A 17,374-nucleotide genomic window follows, 5' to 3' on the forward strand; every position below is an offset into this window, starting at 1 on the left:
CCCAGGGAGATTGACTGTATGCCTGACACTTCGACTGCCACCGCCGACATTCGCCTGCTCAACAGCGGCTACTCGCGCGAGGCGCGTTCCATGTTGTACCAGGCCTATCGGCATGAGCCGACCTTCGCCTACATCTTCGAGGCTGAACGGCCAGGCTATGAACAGCGGGTGCGCGCCACGGTGCGCGAGCTGGTCAAGCAGCATTTTTTTCAGAAACTGCCCGCCATCGGCCTGTTCGTCAATGACCGGCTGATTGGCATCGCCTTGATCGCGCCACCGCAACGGCGCCTGGGCATCACCGAGAGTTGGGCCTGGCAATTGCGCATGTGGCTGAGCACTGGTGTGCGCGGTACGCGGCGCTACCTGGAATACCATCACGCGGTGCTGGCCTGCTTGCCGAGCGAGTCGGTGCATGTGCTGCCGCTGTTGGGCATTCATCCGCAATTCCAGGGTAAACACTACGGCGAGCAACTGCTGGAAGCCGTGCACAATTGGTGCGCCGAGGACCCGCATTCGTCGGGTGTGGTGCTCGATACGGGTAATTCACGCTACCTGGATTTCTATAAGCGTCAGGGCTATGAGGAAATCGGCGAAGTGGCCATAGGGCCCGTTTTGGAGCATGTGTTTTTCCATCCCAATCCCCAAACGTTACATGCTGCAACGGCTTAGACAGAATTATTCAGACAATTCCGGGTTCAAAGAGCCTCCCTAGCTCGTGTAGCATCCGCGCCTATGAAGTTTCCAGGAAGATTTACCAGCGGCTTGATTCTGCTGTTCACAAGCTGCGGCGCGTTGGCGCAAAGCGAACTGGACGTGCGGATCAAACCTTCAAACGACGCGTTGAAAGCCAACATCGAAGGCTATATCGGCGGGGTCGGCGATCGCGATGAAGAAGCCTTGCAGCGCTTCAGCCGTGGCGCCGAGGAGCAGGCCCGCAAGGCCGCCCAGGCGCTCGGCTTCTATCAGCCGCAGATCGCCAGTGAGGTCAGGGGCGGCAAGAACCCGCGCCTGACCCTCACCATCGACCCCGGCGAACCGGTGCATTTGCGCAACGTGACCATCAAGGTCGACGGTGACGCTGCGAGCCTCAAGGCGTTTCGCGTGCCTGCCAGCGACGACCTCAAATCCGGCGCCGTGCTCAACCACGGCCATTACGAAGACGCCAAGCGTCTGATCCAGAACCAGGCCTCGCGCTACGGCTTTTTCAGTGGGCGCTTCACCCGCCAAAAACTCTCGGTCGACCCCAAGGCGGGCGTCGCCGATATCGAACTCGTTTACGACAGCGGCCCGCGCTACAGCATGGGCAAGGTCAGCTTTGCCGGCGACACGCCGTTCGATGAAGAGCTGCTGCAACGCATGGTGCCGTTCAAAAGTGGCACACCTTACGACTCCGAGCTGATCGCCGAACTCAACCAGAACCTGCAATCGAGTGGCTTCTTCGAGGCCGTGCGCGTCGACGCCAGCCCAGCCGCGTCGGCCAACGATGTGATCCCGGTGGCCGTGCAACTGGAAACCCGCAAGCCGCGCACCATGGGGCTGGGCCTCGGTTATTCGACCGACGTCGGCCCGCGCGGCAAAGCCAACTGGACCCGTCACTGGGTCAACCCGCAAGGCCACAGTTACGGCTGGGAAGCCGAACTGTCGGCGCCACGCCAGAACGTCGGCCTGTGGTACGACATTCCCCTGGACCCGCCGCTGACCGATAAATTGCGCTTCGCCGGTGGTTACCAGAACGAAGAAATCGCCAACACCGACACCCTGAGTAAATTGCTCACCCTGGGCCCTGAATGGCACAGCAAATTGCCCAGCGGCTGGACACGGGTTATCTCGCTCAAATACCAGCGCGAAGAATACCGCCTGGGCAATGACTCGGGCCTGAGTAACCTGGTGATGCCAGGTATCAATTATTCCTACCTGCGCAGCGACAACCGCATCGACCCACACAATGGCTACCGCCTGATGTTCGATGCCAAGGTCGCCAAGGAAGGCCTGGGCTCCGACACCAACCTGCTTTACGGCACGGCGACGATCAAAGGCTTGACCACCTTGTGGGATAACCACCGCTTCCTCGGGCGTGCGCAGTTCGGCGGCAGTGCCACCAATGGCTACAACGCCGTGCCGCCGTCGCTGCGCTTCTTTGCCGGTGGTGACCAAAGCGTACGCGGCTACGAGTACCAGACCTTGTCGCCGGAGAACGATCGCGGTGATCGCATCGGCGGCCGCTACATGGTGGCCCTGAGCGCCGAGTATCAATATTCCATCGCCGAAAAATGGCGGATCGCGACCTTTATCGACCAAGGCAACTCGTTCAACACCCTCGAAATGCCCAGCCTGAAAACCGGTGTGGGCGTGGGTGTGCGCTGGGTGTCGCCGGTCGGGCCGATTCGTCTTGACCTGGCCCATGCCCTCGAAGATCCGGGCGGCATTCGTTTGCACTTTTCCATGGGGCCTGAGCTGTGATGCGTGGTTTGAAAATAGCGGGGCTGGCCGTTGTGGCGGTCCTTGCCCTGGTTGTGTTGGGGCTGTGGACCGTGCTCGGCACCCAAGCAGGCAGCCGTTGGGCCTTGGGCCAGGTGCCGGGGCTGACGGTGGAGAATTTCCAGGGCCACTTGGGCGGCCAGTGGAGCGCCGATCATCTGCTCTGGCAGCAGGACGCCAGCCGCGTCGAACTCAATGCGCCGAAGTTTGACTGGTCACCGGCGTGCCTGCTGCGCATGACCTTATGCGTCAATCAGCTGGATGTGGAGCAGGTCAGCCTGCAGTTTCCGCCCAGCACCGAAGAAAGCAGCGGTGGGCCGATTCAACTGCCCGATTTGAAACTACCTGTGGCGATCCAGCTGGGCGACGTTCGCGTCGGTAGCTTGCTGTTTAATGGCAGCGAAGAGCTCAAGGGCCTGCAATTGGCGGCGCACTGGACGGCTGCCGGTATGCAGATCGACTCGGTGCACCTGCAACGCGACGGCTTGGTGCTGGACCTCGCCGGCCTTCTGCAACCGACCGGCGACTGGCCGCTGAGTGCCACGGGCAACCTGAGCCTGCCTTACGCACCCGGTGGCGCGCCGTGGCAAGTTGCGTTGAAAATCGACGGTGACCTGCTCAAGAGCCTCAAGCTCGACGCCGACAGCAGCGGCTACTTGCCCGCCAAGCTCAGCGGCGAGCTGCAACCGCTGGTGGAGAACCTGCCCGCGCAACTGCACCTCACCGCGGACGCTTTCAAACCCAGCGCCGAGTTGCCCGATACCCTGCAACTCAATCAACTGGACCTCACCGCCAAGGGCGACCTGAGCAGCGGTTATCAACTGTTGGGCAAGGCCGTTCTGCCAGCGGAAAAGGGCCCGGTGGACCTGCTGCTGCAAGGCAAAGTCGACGCCAAGGGCGCGCAGATCGCCGGCCTGGATTTGACCGCCGGCGACAAACAAAACCTCAAACTCAGCGCCAACCTCGACTGGCAACAAGGCTTTAGCGCTGACGCCAGGATCGACTGGCTGGATTTCCCTTGGCACCGCCTCTACCCATTGATCGATGAGCCGCAGGTCGCGTTGCGTACCTTCAATGGCGAAATCTCCTATAAAGACGGCAACTACCTCGGCAACCTCAAGGCCGACCTCGACGGTCCGGCCGGCAAGTTCAACGTGGTCACACCGTTCAGTGGCGACCTCAAGCAAATCTTCCTGCCCGAGCTGAAACTGACGGCTGGCCAAGGCAAGGCTGAAGGGCACCTGAACCTGCAGTTTGCCGACGGCATAGCCTGGGACACCGCACTCGACCTGTCGGCGTTGAACCCGGCGTATTGGGTCGCTGAGTTGCCGGGCACATTGGCCGGGCCATTGCGCAGCAAAGGCGAATTCAAAAATGAACAGCTCAAGCTGAACGCCGACCTCGATCTCAAGGGCCGCTTGCGTGGCCAAACCGCCGTGCTGGCGGCCAAGGCCGAAGGTGCGGGTGAGCAATGGACCCTGGCCAACCTGGATATTCGCCTGGGCGACAACCGCATCAATGGCAGCGGCAGCCTGCAACAACGCCTGGCCGGGCAGATCGATATCAAGCTGGCGCGCCTCGCCCAACTGTGGCCGCAGCTGCGCGGGCAGATCAATGGCCGCGTCGATGTGGCCGGCACGTTGAAGGCGCCGCAAGGCAAGCTCGACCTCAAGGGCCAGCAGCTGGCATTCGCGGACAATCACCTGCAAAACCTCAGTCTCAACGCCACGCTGGATAACGCCCAGCGCGCGAAGATCGACCTCAAGGGCAGCGGCATCCAGGCCGGTGAGACCCAAGTCGGCACCCTGACGGCCAGCGCCCAAGGCGATATCAAAAGCCAGAAAGTCCAGCTTGACCTCGCCGGGCCGTTGGTCAAATTGGCCCTGGCCCTGGACGGCAATCTCGACAAAGGCAACTGGCGCGGGCGCCTGGCCAGCGGTGACGTACAAGCCGGTGGCCAGGACTGGAAGCTGCAGGCACCGGCGAAAATCGAACGCCTGGCCGACGGCAAGCTGACGTTTGCTGCGCATTGCTGGGTGTCCGGCCCGGCCAGCCTGTGTGGCGAAGACCAACGGCTGATGCCGGAACCGAAGCTGCGCTACCACCTCAAGCAGTTCCCCATCGACAGCCTGGCGGCGTTCCTGCCCAAGGACTTCGCCTGGCAGGGCAAGCTCAACGCCGACGTCCAACTTGACCTGTCTGACAGCGGGCCCAAGGGCGTCGTTTCGGTCGATGCCAGTGGCGGCACGTTGCGCGTCAAGGACAAGGACCAGTGGCTGGATTTCCCTTACGACACCTTGAAGCTGGAAACCACGCTCAATCCCAAGCGTATCGACACCCAGCTGAATTTCCGTGGCGGCAAGCTCGGCGAGTTGCTGGTGCAGGCGCAGATCAACCCGCTGCCGAAGAACAAGCCGATCACCGGTAATTTCAGCCTCAACGGCCTGGACCTCGCAGTGGCGCGGCCGTTTGTGCCGATGGTGGAAAAACTCACCGGCAAGCTCAACGGCAACGGCCGTATCTCCGGTGGGTTGTTGGCGCCGCAGGTCAACGGCAGCGTCAACCTGGTTGGCGGCGAAATTTCCGGGCCGGAACTGCCGATCAGCCTTGAAGGCTTGAACGTGCAAGCGTTGATTGCCGGCGAAAGCGTGCAATTGAATGGCGCCTGGAGCAGTGGCAAAGCCGGGCAGGGCAGCCTCAAGGGGCAGATCGACTGGGGCCAGGCCTTGGTCGTCGACCTCAGCCTGCAAGGCTCAAAACTGCCGGTCACCGTGGAGCCTTATGCGACGCTGGAAGTGGCCCCCGACCTGAAAATCAGCCTGAAAAACGACAAGCTGGCGATTGCCGGCAAGGTACACATCCCGCGTGGCGATATCACCGTGCGTGAATTGCCGCCGTCCACCGTCAAGGTCTCGGATGACACCGTGATCGTCGGTAGCCAGACCGAAGAGGGCAAGGCGCCGATGGCGATGGCCATGGACATCGACGTGGTGGTGGGCGAAGACCAGCTCAACTTCGCCGGATTCGGCCTTACCGCCAAGGTCCAGGGCCAGGTGCACATTGGCGACAACATGGACACCCGTGGCGAGTTGTGGCTCAACGATGGCCGCTACCGCGCCTATGGGCAGCGGCTCAATGTGCGGCGTGCGCGGCTGCTGTTCGCCGGGCCGCTGGATCAACCGTTCCTGGATATCGAAGCCATACGCGTGGTTACCGAACCGTCCAGAACCGTGACCGCCGGCATTCGCCTGAGCGGCAGCGCCGAACAGCCGACTACGCAAATTTTCTCCGAGCCGGCCATGCCCCAAGAGGATGCGCTGTCGTACCTGGTGCTGGGGCGTTCGCGCAACAACACTGGCGAAGACAACAACATGCTCGCCGAAGCCGCCTTGGGCCTGGGTTTGATGGGCAGCGCCGGGGTGACCTCGGATATCGCCACCAAGCTCGGTATCCAGGACTTCGACCTCGACACCCAGGGCACCGGCAATAACACCTCCGTGGTCGCCAGCGGCAAGATCACCGAAAAACTCAGCCTGCGTTATGGCGTGGGGGTGTTCGAACCGGCCAGCACCATTGCCTTGCGTTACTTGCTGAGCAAAAAGGTGTACCTGGAAGTGGCGAGTGGCGTGGCCAGCTCGCTGGATATCTTCTACAAGCGGGATTTCTAAGCGCTTACGCAGTAAAAAAATGTGGGAGCTGGCTTGCTGTGGCGAGCGGGCTTGCCCCGCGTTGGGCTGCGAAGCAGCCCTAGAACGGCTAATGCGTTCCTCCAGAATAAACGCGCTGGCAGGTTTCAGGGCCGCTTCGCGCCCCAACGCGGGGCAAGCCCGCTCGCCACGCAGAACGGTGGCTCCCCATGGAAGTTCCATAGATGCCAGCTCCCACTTTTATTTGTATGCCAAGCCTTCCGTCGCGAAATTAGCAAGCAAGCTAATAATTCCATTTGACATTCGCTGCCTAAGCAGTAACATCTTGTCATACATTCACTGCCTAGGCAGTAATAAGGTGACTTCCGATGACCCACTTCACCCCTGACAGCTTTCGCAACTGCCACCTCGGCCTGTTGCTGGGCCGGGCGGCGCTGCTCAAGGACCGTATTATCGACACCCATATGGAACCGCATGGCGTCACCGCTGCGCAGTTCAAGGTGTTGATCATCATTGCCCAGTTTGACGTCGACACCCCGGCCGAGCTGTGCCGCAACCTGTCGCTGGATAGCGGTTCGATGACGCGCATGCTCGACCGTCTGGAGCAAAAGGGCCTGCTGGCGCGCAAGCGTTCCGAGCAGGACCGGCGCCAAGTGCAGTTGGTACTCACTGAAGACGGCCAGCGCCTGGCAGACATGCTGCCGCACATCGGTGCGCAGTCGATGAATGAACTGGCCGGCGCCCTGGAGCCCGGTGAGTTGCAAACCCTGGAAAAAATCCTCACGAAAATTCTGGTAGCTGCCGGTGACGCCATCGTCATCCAGCGGGTAGGTAATCAATGAACACACGCGCACTTAGCCTGGTGCTGGTGGCGATGAGCATGGCCGGTTGCGCCAACTTCAGCGGCCTCGACACCCAGGGCCAACGTCTCGACGCCAACACCTTGCAAACCGGTAAATCCCTCAGTGGCGTGACGCTGTCCAACGCCGCGTGGCCGACTGCCGACTGGTGGAAAAGCCTTGGCGACCCACAATTAGACGGCCTGATCCACGAAGCCCTGCAAAACAGCCCGGACATGCAAGTCGCCAGCGCCCGTGCCCACCAGGCCGAAGCCGCTGCCTATGCCGCCGACGCTGCACGCATGCCGACCCTGGATGCCAGCGCCGGCGTGAGCCGTTCGCGCCTGGCCAAGGATCAGGACCCGCGTGGTGAGGGCGATGCCTACGCCACCGTGCGTAACATCGGCGCCAGCTTCAACTACAACTTCGACCTCTGGGGTGGCCAGCGTGCCGCCTGGGAAGCCGCCTTGGGCCAGGCGCGTGCCGCCGAAGTCGATCAACAGGCTGCCCGCCTGACCTTGGCCGCCAACGTCGCCAAGGCTTACAGCGACTTGGGCCAGGCCCACATCGTGCGTGACTTGGCCGCCGACGACCTCAAGCGCACTCGCCAGATGCTCGACTTGAGCAAGCGTCGCCTGAGTTCCGGCATCGACAGCCAGTACCAGTACCAGCAGACCGAAAGCCTGGAAGCCAGCTCCCAGTCGCAATTGATCGATGCGGAGAAACAGCTGCAAAGCGCCAAGATCGCCCTCGCCGTATTACTCGGCAAAGGCCCGGACCGTGGCAACGAACTGACCCGCCCGAACGTGCTTAAACCCAGTGCGGTAGCGGTGCCTTCGGTGCTGCCGGCCGAGTTGCTGGGCCGTCGCCCGGACCTGATCGCCGCACGCTGGCGCGTCGAAGCCGCGAGCAAGAACATTGCCGCGAGCAAAACCCGCTTCTACCCCAACCTCAACCTCAGCGCGAGCGCCGGGGCCGAGTCGTTGCTGGGGGACGCGATGTTTGGTTCGGCCAGCCGTTTCTTCAGCATTGCGCCGACGATCTCGTTGCCGATCTTCGATGGCGGCCGCTTGCGCGCCGACCTCGATGCCCGCGACGCCGATTACGACCTGGCCGTGGCCCAGTACAACAAGACCCTGGTGCAAGCCTTGGGCGATATCGGCAACACCCTTTCGCAATTGCGTGACACCGGTCGGCAGATCCAGGCGCAGCAACACGCCGCGGACATTGCCCAGCAGTCCTACGACACCGGAGTGCAACGCTACAGCTCGGGGATCGGCAATTACCTCGATGTGCTCAGCATCGAGCAGCAATTGCTGCAGGCCCAGCGTCAGCTGGCGACGCTGAATGCGGCACAGATCGATCTGTCGATTCAATTGATGCAGGCCCTGGGTGGCGGGTACGACGCCAAAAACGTGGCCGCGACCACCCCAGCTACACGCACGGAATAATTTGAGGTAATTGTCATGGCCACTGCCGAAAACACCCAAGCAAACGAACAACCCAAAGACACCAACCCGCGCAAACGCAAGATCATGCTGATTGGCCTGGCGCTGATTGTCATCCTCGGCGCCTTGGGCGTATGGGGCTGGTATGAGCTTTACGGGCGCTTCAGTGAAAGCACCGACGACGCTTATGTGAATGGCAACGTGGTGGAAATCACGCCGCTGGTGACGGGCACTGTGGTCAGCATCGGCGCTGACGATGGCGACCTGGTTCACGAAGGCCAGGTGTTGATCAACTTCGACCCGAACGACGCCGCTGTCGGCCTGCAAAGTGCCCAGGCCAACCTGGCGCGTACCGTGCGCCAAGTGCGGGGTTTGTACAGCAACGTTGATGGCATGAAAGCCCAGGTACTGGCGCAGCAAGCCAACGTGCAAAAAGCCCAGGACAACTACAACCGGCGTAAGAACCTCGCCGCCAGCGGCGCGATTTCCCAGGAAGAGCTGTCCCACGCCCGTGACGACCTCACCTCGGCGCAAAACGCCCTGGCCAACGTGCAGCAACAGTTCAAGACCAGCAGCGCGCTGGTGGACGACACAGTGATTTCGTCGCACCCGGACGTACAGGCCGCCGCCGCGCAACTGCGTCAGGCTTACTTGACCAATGCGCGCAGCACCTTGATCGCACCGGTTACCGGCTATGTGGCCAAGCGCACCGTGCAGCTGGGCCAGCGTGTGCAGCCGGGCACGGCGTTGATGGCGGTGATCCCGCTGGATCAGCTGTGGATTGATGCCAACTTCAAAGAAACCCAACTGCGCGATATGCGTATTGGTCAGCCGGTGGACATCGAGTCGGACATCTACGGCAGTGACGTCAAGTTCAGCGGCACCGTTGACAGCCTGGGCGCCGGTACCGGCAGCGCGTTCGCCCTGCTGCCGGCGCAGAACGCCACCGGTAACTGGATCAAGATTGTGCAACGGGTGCCTGTGCGTATCCATATCAACGCCGACGAACTGGCCAAGCACCCGCTGCGTGTGGGCTTGAGCACCGTGGTCAATGTGGACCTGCACGACCAGAGCGGCCCGGTGCTGGCGCAACAGGCGCCGCAAAAGGCCTCGTTCACCACCAACGTGTATGACCGCCAATTGGCCGAAGCCGACGCCATGATCACCCAGTTGATCCATGACAACAGCCTCGCCGCGCCCAAGGCTGTGCAACGCTGATGAGTGCTAACGCCCCCGCGTCCTTTACGCCGCCGAGCTTGTTGATGGCCACTATTGGCCTGTCGCTGGCGACCTTTATGCAGGTGCTCGACACCACCATCGCCAACGTGGCGTTGCCGACCATTTCCGGCAACCTCGGCGTGAGTTCGGAGCAGGGCACCTGGGTCATCACCTCGTTTGCGGTGAGCAACGCCATTGCCTTGCCGCTGACCGGCTGGCTGAGCCGGCGCTTTGGCGAGGTGAAGCTGTTTTTGTGGGCGACCATCCTGTTTGTGTTGGCGTCGTTCCTGTGCGGTATCTCTACCTCGATGCCTGAGCTGATCGGCTTTCGGGTGTTGCAAGGCCTGGTGGCCGGGCCGCTGTACCCGATGACCCAAACCTTGCTGATCGCGGTTTACCCACCGGCCAGGCGCGGCATGGCCCTGGCGTTACTGGCGATGGTCACGGTGGTGGCGCCGATTGCCGGCCCCATCCTTGGCGGCTGGATCACCGACAGCTACAGCTGGCCGTGGATCTTCTTCATTAACGTGCCCATCGGCATCTTTGCGGTGATGGTGGTGCGTTCGCAGCTGAAAAAACGCCCGGTGGTCACCAGTTACCAGCCGATGGATTACGTCGGCCTGCTGAGCTTGATCGTCGGTGTCGGTGCCTTGCAGATCATCCTCGACAAGGGCAACGACCTGGACTGGTTCGAATCCAACTTCATCATTATTGGTGCGGTGATTTCGGCGGTTGCCCTGGCGGTGTTCATCATTTGGGAGCTGACCGACAAGCATCCGGTGGTTAACTTGCGGTTGTTTGCCTATCGCAACTTCCGCATCGGCACCATTGTGCTGATCCTGGGTTACGCGGGTTTCTTCGGCATCAACCTGATCCTGCCGCAATGGCTGCAAACCCAGATGGGCTACACCGCCACTTGGGCAGGCCTGGCGGTGGCGCCGATCGGGATTCTGCCGGTGCTGATGTCGCCGTTTGTGGGCAAGTACGCGCACAAGTTCGACCTGCGCTTGCTGGCGGGCCTGGCATTTTTGGCGATTGGCCTGAGCTGCTTTATGCGCGCCGGCTTCACCAATGAGGTCGACTTCACCCACATCGCCCTGGTGCAGCTGTTCATGGGTATCGGCGTGGCGCTGTTCTTCATGCCGACCTTGAGCATCCTGATGTCCGACCTGCCGCCGGCGCAAATCGCCGATGGCGCAGGCCTTGCCACGTTCCTGCGGACCTTGGGCGGCAGCTTTGCGGCCTCGCTGACCACGTGGATCTGGATTCGCCGCGCCGACCAGCACCATGCCTACATGAGCGAGAACATGACCACCTACGACTCGGCAACCCGCGACGCGTTGCAGGCGCTTGGCGGGGCAGGGCACAAGGCCTATGCGCAATTGGACCAGATCCTCACCAGCCAGGCTTACATGATGTCCACCGTGGATTACTTCACGTTGCTGGGATGGATGTTCATGGGCTTGATCGTGATTGTGTGGCTGGCCAAACCGCCATTTGCGGCGAAGGCCGGGCCGGAGGCTTCGGGGCACTGAGCCGAAGTTGAGGATCGTTCCCACGCTCCGCGTGGGAACGCCTCCTGTGACGCTCTGCGTCACGACCTTCAAAAGCGGACGCCGAGCGTCCAAAGCGGCATTCCCACGCAGAGCGTGGGAACGATCTGGTTCAAGCGCCAGGCAACGCCAGCTGCGGATTGACGAAGTCAAACGCCGCCAACGCAAACCCTTGCTCATCCACCTGCAACGCCCAACCCTGCTTGTCCCAATCCCCCAGCACAATGCGCTTGGCCGCCTGGTCGCCAATCTGCAACTTATGAATGGCGGGGCGGTGCGTATGGCCGTGGACTAACGTGCGCACGCCAAACTGCTGCATCACCCGTGGTACTTCCTCGGGCGTCACATCGACAATGTCGTTGGCTTTCATGCGCACTTGGGCAGTGCTCTCACTGCGCAGCTTGCGTGCCAGCTTGTGCCGCGTGCGCAAGGGCAGGTGCCGCAGGACAAACAACACAATCGGGTTACGCAGGATGCGTCGCAGCTTCATATAGCCGACGTCGCGGGTGCACAGGCTGTCGCCATGCATCAATAGCACGGGCTCGCCATAAAACTGCACGACACTCGGGTCCTTGAGCAAGGTGGCGCCTGCCGCTTTGCAGAACGCCTTGCCGATCAGGAAATCGCGGTTGCCGTGCATGATGAAAATCGGGGTGCCGCTGTCGCTCAGCTCGCGCAATGCTGTGCAAATCGAGCGCTGGAACGGTGTCATCCCATCGTCGCCAATCCAGGCTTCAAAGAAGTCCCCCAGAATGTACAACGCCTGGGCGCCACGGGCGCGGCCGTGGAGCAAATCCAGAAACGCCCGGGTGATATCCGGGCGCCCCTCTTCCAGATGCAAATCTGAAATCAGCAATATCACCCAACGATCTCGGCTTTTTCGACGATAACGTCTTCTACCGGAACATCCTGGTGACCGGCTTTACCGGTGGTCTGCACGCCTTTGATCTTGTCAACGACGTCCTGGCCTTCGGTGACTTTACCGAATACCGCGTAACCCCAACCCTGCACGTTCTTGCCGCTGTGGTTCAGGAAAGCGTTGTCGGCCACGTTGATGAAGAACTGTGCGGAGGCCGAATGCGGCTCCATGGTACGGGCCATGGCGACGGTGTATTTGTCGTTGGAAAGGCCGTTGTCCGCTTCGTTCTGGATGCTTGGACGCTTGTCTTTCTTTTCTTTCATGCCAGGCTCGAAACCGCCGCCCTGGACCATGAAGTTACCGATTACACGGTGGAAAACGGTGCCGTCGTAGTGGCCAGCCTTCACGTATTCGATGAAGTTGGCGACGGTGATCGGCGCTTTCTCGGCGTTCAGCTCGATGACGATGTCACCGTGGTTGGTGGTCAGTTTGACTTGAGTCATGTTCACTACTCTTTTCAGGGAATTCGTGGGTTTGGACGCCCGGGCGCCGCTACCGGATTGGCGAAACAGCAGCCAAGGCGCGCAGTTTAGCGTGACCTGCAGGAATTTCGAGGTGGTTTTTTACCGCCTGGGCAATTAATCCAGCAGTTTTGGGCCGCGCTCTGTCAGTGTCTTGACAGCTTCGGCTATCATAAGCCCTTTGTTTTATCGGCCCCACTTCTGGCCAAGCACTTCGTCTGTTCAAGGATCCTATGAGCAAGCCCACTGTCGACCCTACCTCGAATTCCAAGGCCGGACCTGCCGTCCCGGTCAATTTCCTGCGCCCGATCATCCAGGCGGACCTGGATTCGGGCAAGCACACGCAGATCGTCACCCGCTTCCCGCCAGAGCCCAACGGCTACCTGCACATCGGTCACGCCAAGTCGATCTGTGTGAACTTCGGCCTGGCCCAGGAGTTCGGTGGCGTCACGCACCTGCGTTTCGACGACACCAACCCGGCCAAGGAAGACCAGGAATACATCGACGCCATCGAAAGCGACATCAAGTGGCTGGGCTTCGAGTGGTCCGGTGAAGTGCGCTACGCGTCCAAGTATTTCGACCAGCTGTTCGACTGGGCCGTCGAGTTGATCAAGGCCGGCAAGGCCTACGTCGACGACCTGACCCCGGAGCAAGCCAAGGAATACCGTGGCAGCCTGACCGAGCCGGGCAAGAACAGCCCGTTCCGCGACCGTTCGGTCGAAGAGAACCTGGACTGGTTCAACCGCATGCGCGCCGGTGAGTTCCCGGATGGCGCCCGCGTACTGCGCGCCAAGATCGACATGGCCTCGCCGAACATGAACCTGCGCGACCCGATCATGTACCGCATTCGCCATGCCCACCACCACCAGACCGGTGATAAGTGGTGCATCTACCCCAACTACGACTTCACCCACGGTCAGTCGGACGCCATCGAAGGCATCACGCACTCCATCTGCACCCTGGAGTTCGAAAGCCACCGTCCACTGTACGAATGGTTCCTCGATAGCCTGCCAGTGCCGGCGCACCCGCGTCAGTACGAATTCAGCCGCCTGAACCTGAACTACACCATCACCAGCAAGCGCAAGCTCAAGCAGCTTGTTGACGAGAAACATGTGCACGGCTGGGATGACCCACGCATGTCGACGCTGTCGGGCTTCCGCCGTCGCGGCTACACCCCGGCGTCGATCCGTAACTTCTGCGAGATGGTCGGCACCAACCGTTCCGACGGCGTGGTCGACTACGGCATGCTCGAGTTCAGTATCCGCCAGGACCTCGACGCCAACGCCCCGCGCGCCATGTGCGTGCTGCGCCCGTTGAAAGTCGTGATCACCAACTACCCGGAAGACAAGGTCGACAACCTCGAACTGCCGCGTCACCCGCAGAAAGAAGAGCTGGGCGTGCGCAAGCTGCCGTTCGCGCGGGAAATCTACATCGATCGTGATGACTTCATGGAAGAGCCGCCGAAGGGCTACAAGCGCCTGGAGCCGAATGGCGAAGTGCGCCTGCGCGGCAGCTACGTGATCCGTGCCGACGAAGCGATCAAGGACGCCGATGGCAACATCGTCGAACTGCGTTGCTCCTACGACCCGGAAACCCTGGGCAAGAACCCTGAAGGCCGTAAGGTCAAGGGCGTGATTCACTGGGTACCGGCCGCTGCCAGCATCGAGTGCGAAGTGCGCCTGTACGATCGTCTGTTCCGTTCGCCGAACCCTGAGAAGGCGGAAGACAGCGCCAGCTTCCTGGACAACATCAACCCTGACTCGCTGCAAGTTCTCACCGGTTGTCGTGCCGAGCCATCGCTTGGCGACGCACAGCCGGAAGACCGTTTCCAGTTCGAGCGCGAAGGTTACTTCTGCGCGGATATCAAGGACTCGAAACCAGGTCATCCGGTATTCAACCGTACCGTGACCTTGCGTGATTCGTGGGGCCAGTGATTCTCTAAGGAAGCCGTTGTGCTAACGATCTACAACACACTCAGCAAGACCAAAGAAGTCTTCAAGCCGCTCGATGGCAACAAGGTGCGCATGTACGTGTGCGGCATGACCGTGTACGACTACTGCCACATCGGCCACGGCCGCAGCATGGTTGCCTTCGACCTGGTGACCCGCTGGTTGCGTTTCAGCGGCTATGACTTGACCTATGTGCGCAACATCACCGACATCGACGACAAGATCATCAACCGCGCCAACGAAAACGGCGAGTCGTTCGACGCGCTGACCGAGCGCATGATTGCCGCCATGCACGAGGACGAGGCCCGCCTCAATATCCTCAAGCCGGACATGGAGCCGCGTGCCACGGATCACATCCCTGGCATGCACGCGATGATCCAGACCCTGATCGACAAGGGTTACGCCTACGCCCCGGGCAATGGCGACGTGTACTACCGCGTCGCCAAGTTCATGGGCTACGGCAAGCTGTCGCGCAAGAAAATCGAAGACCTGCGCATCGGCGCACGCATCGAAGTCGACGAAGCCAAGCAAGACCCGCTGGACTTCGTGCTGTGGAAAGGCACCAAGCCCGGCGAGCCGAGCTGGGAGTCGCCGTGGGGCGCGGGCCGTCCGGGCTGGCACATCGAATGCTCGGTGATGTCCACCTGCTGCCTGGGTGACACCTTCGACATTCATGGCGGCGGCAGCGACCTCGAGTTCCCGCACCACGAGAACGAAATCGCCCAGAGCGAAGCGGCCACCGGCAAGACCTACGCCAACGCCTGGATGCACTGCGGCATGATTCGCATCAATGGCGAGAAGATGTCCAAGTCCTTGAACAACTTCTTCACCATCCGCGACGTGCTGGAAAAGTACCATCCGGAAGTGGTGCGGTACCTGTTGGTATCGAGCCACTACCGCAGCGCCATCAACTACTCGGAAGACAACCTCAAGGACGCCAAGGGTGCCCTGGAGCGTTTCTACCACGCGTTGAAAGGCCTGCCGGCCGTGGCGCCTGCCGGCGGTGAAGCGTTCGTTGCACGCTTTACCGAAGTGATGAACGACGACTTCGGCACGCCGGAAGCCTGCGCGGTGCTGTTCGAAATGGTGCGTGAGATCAACCGCCTGCGCGAGACTGATCTCGACGCAGCGGCCGGGCTTGCGGCACGCTTGAAAGAGCTGGCCAGCGTGCTGGGTGTGCTGCAGATGGAAGCCGATGACTTCCTGCAAGCCGGCGCCGAAGGGCGTGTGGATGCGGCTGAGGTGGATGCGCTGATTCAGGCGCGTCTGGCGGCTCGTACCAATAAAGACTGGGCGGAGTCCGACCGTATCCGTGACCAACTGACCGCGATGGGTGTGGTGTTGGAAGACGGCAAGGGCGGGACGACGTGGCGCTTGGCTGATCAGGCTTGATCGGTAAACGCTGAATGAAAACGCCCCGACGGGTTCGGGGCGATCGTTCCCACGCAGAGCGTGGGAACGATCAGGCTCACCGCATTCGCGAGCAAGCCCGCTCCCACAATTTGACCGAGTTCAGCGTTCACATTGGCTTCAGATACGGCGGTGAGGCACTGACCTCATAAGCGCCACTTTGCGCTTCGTTGCGGATCAGCCTGTGGTATTGGTCATTTTTGAAATGCAGAGCAACGCCATCATCTACCGCGTAGGCAGGCTGTATACCCTGGAGACGCACCAGCTCGACAAACGATGCTTCCCTTCCTACCTCTGAGCAGAAATGCGGACACAGGGCGCCGGAAAGCAAGCCGAGGCCTGCGACCAGGGCAAACGCTCCCCCTGAATCAGAGTGCCCATAATCAAACCAGCAAATGGCCCCGGCACTGACACCACAGAGCACTGTGCCGTTTTTCGCTGCCGCTTTCAGAAGCCCGGTCATGCCGAACTCGCGCCACGTAGCCAGCATGGCGCGCGTATTTCCGCCCGCCACATAAATGATGTCGGCCTGTTCAATCAGCGATGAAACCCGGTCAGTGCCGGGGAAGGGCGCAATGAAAAACGTCAGCGTGGTGACGGTGCAGCCTGCGCTTTGATATTTGGTGATGAAGTTGGAGATTTTAGTTCGGTCATCGCCATTGGCAGTGGAGATATAGAGAACATTCGGACGTGCTTTGCCTGATGACGCGACGATGTGTTTGTCGATACACGTCATACGTGTCATCTCCGCGTCGGACTCTCCGCCGATAACAATGATGTTTGTATCCATCCTGGCCTCCAGCCTGTCCTGGGACGATTAAGCCATTCAATATAAACGTGCGGTTTTCTGATCTCAATTTCGTGAGACCTTTCAGAAAGTTCTGTTTTGTTTTGACGCTCGCCCAATCATGGCTTTAGATATTCGCCACGACCAAACTCATGATGAAACGGGCGGTGATTTGAATGGATTGTATTTTTTGCAGCATTGTCCGAAAGACCTCTCCAGCCCACATTCTGTGGGAGGACGAACACCATATGGCGTTCCTGTCGATCTTCCCCAACACGCCGGGTTTCAGCGTGGTGATCCCCAAGCAGCATTACGGCAGCTATGCATTTGCGCAGTCGGATAAGGTGCTGGCTGACCTTGTTGTCGCCACCAAGAAAACCGCGTTGCTGATCGACCGGGCGTTTGCGGATGTGGCGCGCACGGGGATGATGCTGGAAGGGTACGGCGTGGATCACCTGCACGCGAAGCTGTTTCCCATGCACGGCACAGGGCAGGACAGTGCGTTCAAGCCAATCAGCTCCAAGGTGGATAAGTTCTTTGAAGCGTATGAGGGCTACATCTCGTCCCACGATTGTGTGCGGGCGGATGATGGAGAGTTGGCAGAGCTGGCGGCGCATATCCGCTCGTTTGCCTGATACAAAACCAACTGCTCCCACATTTTTATA

At 60.7% G+C, this 17,374-nt stretch carries 13 protein-coding genes; 10 read left to right on the forward strand and 3 right to left on the reverse strand.

Going from position 1 to position 17,374, the window contains the following annotated elements; genetic code table 11:
• Positions 1 to 18 precede the first annotated feature (18 nt).
• The 7 genes from L8I05_RS04400 to L8I05_RS04430 all read left to right on the forward strand — a co-directional run bounded on the left by L8I05_RS04400 (position 19) and on the right by L8I05_RS04430 (position 11,165).
• Positions 19 to 669 (forward strand): GNAT family N-acetyltransferase, encoded by a 651-nt coding sequence (locus tag L8I05_RS04400; RefSeq protein ID WP_197627630.1) that lies wholly within the window; start codon positions 19 to 21, stop codon positions 667 to 669.
• Positions 670 to 732: 63 nt separating this feature from the next.
• On the forward strand, positions 733 to 2,460 hold the full coding sequence (locus L8I05_RS04405) for an autotransporter assembly complex family protein (protein ID WP_242167325.1): 1,728 nt from the start codon (positions 733 to 735) through the stop codon (positions 2,458 to 2,460).
• Positions 2,460 to 6,146, forward strand: a complete 3,687-nt coding sequence (locus L8I05_RS04410; protein ID WP_242167326.1) for a translocation/assembly module TamB domain-containing protein — start codon at positions 2,460 to 2,462, stop codon at positions 6,144 to 6,146. Before L8I05_RS04405 ends, L8I05_RS04410 begins: the two co-directional genes overlap by 1 nt.
• A gap of 347 nt (positions 6,147 to 6,493) precedes the next feature.
• Positions 6,494 to 6,967 (forward strand): MarR family transcriptional regulator, encoded by a 474-nt coding sequence (locus L8I05_RS04415; RefSeq protein WP_177018411.1) that lies wholly within the window; start codon positions 6,494 to 6,496, stop codon positions 6,965 to 6,967.
• A complete protein-coding gene (locus tag L8I05_RS04420) occupies positions 6,964 to 8,415 on the forward strand; it encodes an efflux transporter outer membrane subunit (RefSeq protein WP_159957694.1) in 1,452 nt (483 codons plus the stop codon). The genes L8I05_RS04415 and L8I05_RS04420 overlap by 4 nt, the downstream gene beginning before the upstream one ends.
• Positions 8,416 to 8,430: 15 nt before the next feature.
• A complete protein-coding gene (locus tag L8I05_RS04425) occupies positions 8,431 to 9,630 on the forward strand; it encodes an efflux RND transporter periplasmic adaptor subunit (protein ID WP_159957692.1) in 1,200 nt (399 codons plus the stop codon).
• Positions 9,630 to 11,165 (forward strand): DHA2 family efflux MFS transporter permease subunit, encoded by a 1,536-nt coding sequence (locus L8I05_RS04430; protein ID WP_177018409.1) that lies wholly within the window; start codon positions 9,630 to 9,632, stop codon positions 11,163 to 11,165. Before L8I05_RS04425 ends, L8I05_RS04430 begins: the two co-directional genes overlap by 1 nt.
• 130 nt (positions 11,166 to 11,295) lie before the next feature.
• Here the strand turns inward: L8I05_RS04430 and lpxH are convergent, their stop codons facing one another.
• Complete coding sequence (gene lpxH / locus L8I05_RS04435; RefSeq protein WP_177018408.1) at positions 11,296 to 12,045, reverse strand: UDP-2,3-diacylglucosamine diphosphatase; 750 nt, start codon at positions 12,043 to 12,045, stop codon at positions 11,296 to 11,298.
• Positions 12,042 to 12,545 (reverse strand): peptidylprolyl isomerase, encoded by a 504-nt coding sequence (locus L8I05_RS04440; RefSeq protein ID WP_159957687.1) that lies wholly within the window; start codon positions 12,543 to 12,545, stop codon positions 12,042 to 12,044. The genes lpxH and L8I05_RS04440 overlap by 4 nt, the downstream gene beginning before the upstream one ends.
• A gap of 251 nt (positions 12,546 to 12,796) precedes the next feature.
• Between L8I05_RS04440 and L8I05_RS04445 the strand changes: the two genes are divergently transcribed.
• Entirely contained in the window at positions 12,797 to 14,497 is a 1,701-nt protein-coding gene (locus tag L8I05_RS04445) for a glutamine--tRNA ligase/YqeY domain fusion protein (RefSeq protein WP_159957685.1), read from the forward strand.
• A gap of 18 nt (positions 14,498 to 14,515) precedes the next feature.
• Entirely contained in the window at positions 14,516 to 15,904 is a 1,389-nt protein-coding gene (gene cysS, locus L8I05_RS04450; protein ID WP_242167327.1) for a cysteine--tRNA ligase, read from the forward strand.
• A gap of 127 nt (positions 15,905 to 16,031) precedes the next feature.
• Here cysS and L8I05_RS04455 read toward each other — a convergent pair whose 3' ends face one another.
• Positions 16,032 to 16,712: a peptidase E gene (locus L8I05_RS04455; RefSeq protein WP_242167328.1), complete on the reverse strand. Its 681-nt coding sequence runs from the start codon at positions 16,710 to 16,712 to the stop codon at positions 16,032 to 16,034.
• Between the two features lie 173 nt (positions 16,713 to 16,885).
• On the opposite strand from L8I05_RS04455, the gene L8I05_RS04460 reads away from it, so the two are divergent.
• Complete coding sequence (locus L8I05_RS04460; protein WP_242167329.1) at positions 16,886 to 17,344, forward strand: HIT family protein; 459 nt, start codon at positions 16,886 to 16,888, stop codon at positions 17,342 to 17,344.
• The last annotated feature ends 30 nt before the right edge of the window (positions 17,345 to 17,374 follow it).

It is taken from the genome of Pseudomonas sp. MONT-RG-20F-20-E-7-02, from assembly GCF_022662395.1.
GTDB lineage: Bacteria > Pseudomonadota > Gammaproteobacteria > Pseudomonadales > Pseudomonadaceae > Aquipseudomonas.